The sequence below is a fragment of the Candidatus Darwinibacter acetoxidans genome (genome assembly GCF_041936445.1).
Lineage (GTDB): Bacteria > Bacillota > Limnochordia > Darwinibacteriales > Darwinibacteriaceae > DTU010.
Genome location: NZ_JBHGXH010000313.1, coordinates 1 through 2,515, shown reverse-complemented (window position 1 = coordinate 2,515; position 2,515 = coordinate 1). Strand labels below are relative to the sequence as shown.

Here is a 2,515-nt window from a genome sequence, read left to right as displayed (position 1 = left end):
GTCGGAAGGCCAATAGAAGCAAGCTGGTTATCCGCAACCTTCATCGGGCGGTTGCGATCCGCATTGGAGGCAGTGGTATAACCGACACCATCGGACAGTCCTTAGAGCCAGGGGCTTCTGTCGAGATAGACTTTAGTCCGTCAACAGCAGTGCCTATTTACGCTGTTTCTACCGCCGGAAATGTGTCTGTGGAGGTGATGGAGGTATGACATACCAGATTATAGCCTTTGGTAACGGAATCCATAGAATTCAGGTGAGTTTTTCAGACGAGGGAGTTGCGTTAGAGGGAGAAACGACCGTAAAGGGAACTCCCGAGGACGCTGAACGATATGTGCCCGTCTTTGAACGGGACTTGAAAACTAACTATGCACATCTGTTCCCGCAACCAGAGCCAGAAGAAGAGGGGGAGCTAGACGATGAGATTTATTAGTGGCAAGTACACTTCTGGGGAACTCTTGGATAACGTTCGCGCGGTCGAGGACTGGATTACTAACCATTTCGTGGAGCGTGGCCCGGTGAGTGACGAGGCGCTAAAGAGCGACATGTCCAAGAGACTTTTGGACATCAGCTTCGGACGCAACGACTGCATTTTCGATGATCAGGGCAATCCGTCGATCATGGTACGGATACCCGAAACACGACTCAACGTGCTGGATTCCAGCTGGGGCAATGCTTTGCACCCCGCTTTTATTGTGAATAACAGTGCAGTTTCCGAACTTTGGCTGGGGAAATATCCTGCTATCACCGTTGGTTCAGAGGCATCCGAGCGCGCCGTGGTCTTGCGCAGACGTGACCCGAGAGTATACGTAACCTTCGACCAAGCGCTGACTGCGTGCAAACAAAAAGGAGCAAGATGGCATTTAACAACCAACGCTGAGTGGGCGTTTCTCCTAAATTGGTGCCGGATGAACGGTTTTTGGCCGAGGGGCAATAACAGCTCTGGCCGAGACTATTCCAGAACCAGCGAGTATGGTGAAGTTATCTATCGCTACCAGGCCGGCGGGACTTGGTACAACGGGCGCACGGCTACCGGGACAGGTCCTGCGACGTGGAGCCATGATGGTACACCCTTCGGCATCTTTGACTTAAACGGCAACGTGTGGGAATGGGTTGGTGGCCTGCGCCTGGTGGACGGCGAGATCCAAATCCTCGAAAACAACAACGCCGCTGATAATACCAAAGACCAGTCTGCTGCCAGCGAAGCGTGGAAGGCCATCATGCCCGATGGTAGTCTTGTGGAACCAGAAACAGGGGGAACCCTCAAGTACGATGCTACAAACGCAGACGGCTCCGGGAACATAGTGTTGGCTACGTCCGTGGTGAATCAAACATCGGGCGACCCTTACGCCAGCACTGCATTCCGCAATTTGACAGCTAGAGACGTGGCTGCGCCAGCACTCCTACACCAGCTGGGCCTGTTCCCAAAAGATACTAATTACGGTACCGGCACCGTTTATATGCGCAACCTTGGTGAGCGTTTGCCGAGGCGCGGTGGCGTCTGGAACAACACGTCCGATGCCGGGGGTCCGGCTCTGAACCTGAGCACCCCGCGCTCGCACTCGAGCCTCAACATCGGCTTCCGCCCGGCTTATTATCGGTAATCTGCGTTCTGCAGGTTGTAATCTGTATTGGAGGCAGTAAATGGAGCTTAAAATCATGCAGAAGACATACGATCTGGCGCTGTATCTTTACCCGGCACTGAGGCAGTTCCCGAAAAGCGAGAAGCATACGATGGCGGCAGAGATCAAGAAGACTCTTTTCCGCATAATGAGACTTATCACCAGAGCGAACAAAGCAAGACGCAAAAGGGAACTTCTTGCAGAGCTAGATGCGGAGTTGGAACTTCTGCGACAGCAAAACAGGCTGGCAATGGAGCTGGGTTTCTTGCCTTTCAGGAAGTATGAAATCACTTCGCGCTACCTGGCCGAAATTGGGAAGATGCTTGGTGGCTGGATCAAGTCGTGCAGAAACTGATAACCATGGGGTGGTATCCATTAGCGTTTGCCGAGGCGCGGTGGCAACTGGAACAACACGTCCAATGCCGGGGTTCCGTCTCTGAACCTGAACAACCCGCGCTCGAACTCGAACAACAACATCGGCTTCCGCCTGGCTCAACCCCTGATCGCCAGAAGTCCTAGACTCACGGGTCTAGGTCCAGTGCAAAGGGGATAAGGGGGTGCCACCCCCGCCGAAATGGCGAAAAACAGAACCCGGTGGGGAGGCTGGCGGTCTTGGCCGCCTGTCATACCCACCACCCACCAGCTGCAGATCACAAGAAGCAAGGGTAGATGCAAAATTGAAAGTGTATCGGAATCTATATCCGCAAGTCTATGACTACGGATCGCTGTACTGGGCCTATCGCAACGCCCGTAAAGGGAAACGCAACCGGGCAGAGGTGCAGCAGTTTGAAAATCTACTCGAAGATAACCTGATCGAACTTCAGAATGAACTCATCTGGAAAACCTATCGGCAAAGCCCATACCGTGAATTCTACGTCCACGAACCGAAAAAGCGG

4 protein-coding genes and 1 pseudogene are annotated in these 2,515 nt (G+C 53.3%); all 5 read left to right on the top strand.

Features of this window, described 5'->3' with window-relative positions:
- A partial coding sequence (locus tag ACE4YL_RS13045; protein ID WP_461369702.1) for a hypothetical protein occupies positions 1 to 209 on the top strand: 209 nt, incomplete at its 5' end.
- Positions 206 to 430 (top strand): hypothetical protein, encoded by a 225-nt coding sequence (locus ACE4YL_RS13040; protein WP_461369701.1) that lies wholly within the window; start codon positions 206 to 208, stop codon positions 428 to 430. The genes ACE4YL_RS13045 and ACE4YL_RS13040, both read left to right, overlap by 4 nt.
- The gene (locus tag ACE4YL_RS13035; protein WP_461369700.1) at positions 417 to 1,601 is read left to right on the top strand and encodes an SUMF1/EgtB/PvdO family nonheme iron enzyme; all 1,185 of its coding nucleotides are present in this window, start codon (positions 417 to 419) and stop codon (positions 1,599 to 1,601) included. Before ACE4YL_RS13040 ends, ACE4YL_RS13035 begins: the two co-directional genes overlap by 14 nt.
- 40 nt (positions 1,602 to 1,641) lie before the next feature.
- Positions 1,642 to 1,974, top strand: coding sequence for a diversity-generating retroelement protein Avd (gene avd, locus ACE4YL_RS13030; protein ID WP_461367098.1), 333 nt, complete (start codon positions 1,642 to 1,644; stop codon positions 1,972 to 1,974).
- Positions 1,975 to 2,302: 328 nt separating this feature from the next.
- A pseudogene (locus ACE4YL_RS13025) lies at positions 2,303 to 2,515 on the top strand (RNA-dependent DNA polymerase); the annotation flags it as partial.

What these genes read in the sequence shown, in the direction of transcription:
- ACE4YL_RS13035 (WP_461369700.1), top strand. Translation starts at nt 417, where the DNA reads ATGAGATTTATTAGTGGCAAGTACACTTCTGGGGAACTCTTGGATAAC.
- ACE4YL_RS13040 (WP_461369701.1), top strand. Translation starts at nt 206, where the DNA reads ATGACATACCAGATTATAGCCTTTGGTAACGGAATCCATAGAATTCAG.
- avd (WP_461367098.1), top strand. Translation starts at nt 1,642, where the DNA reads ATGGAGCTTAAAATCATGCAGAAGACATACGATCTGGCGCTGTATCTT.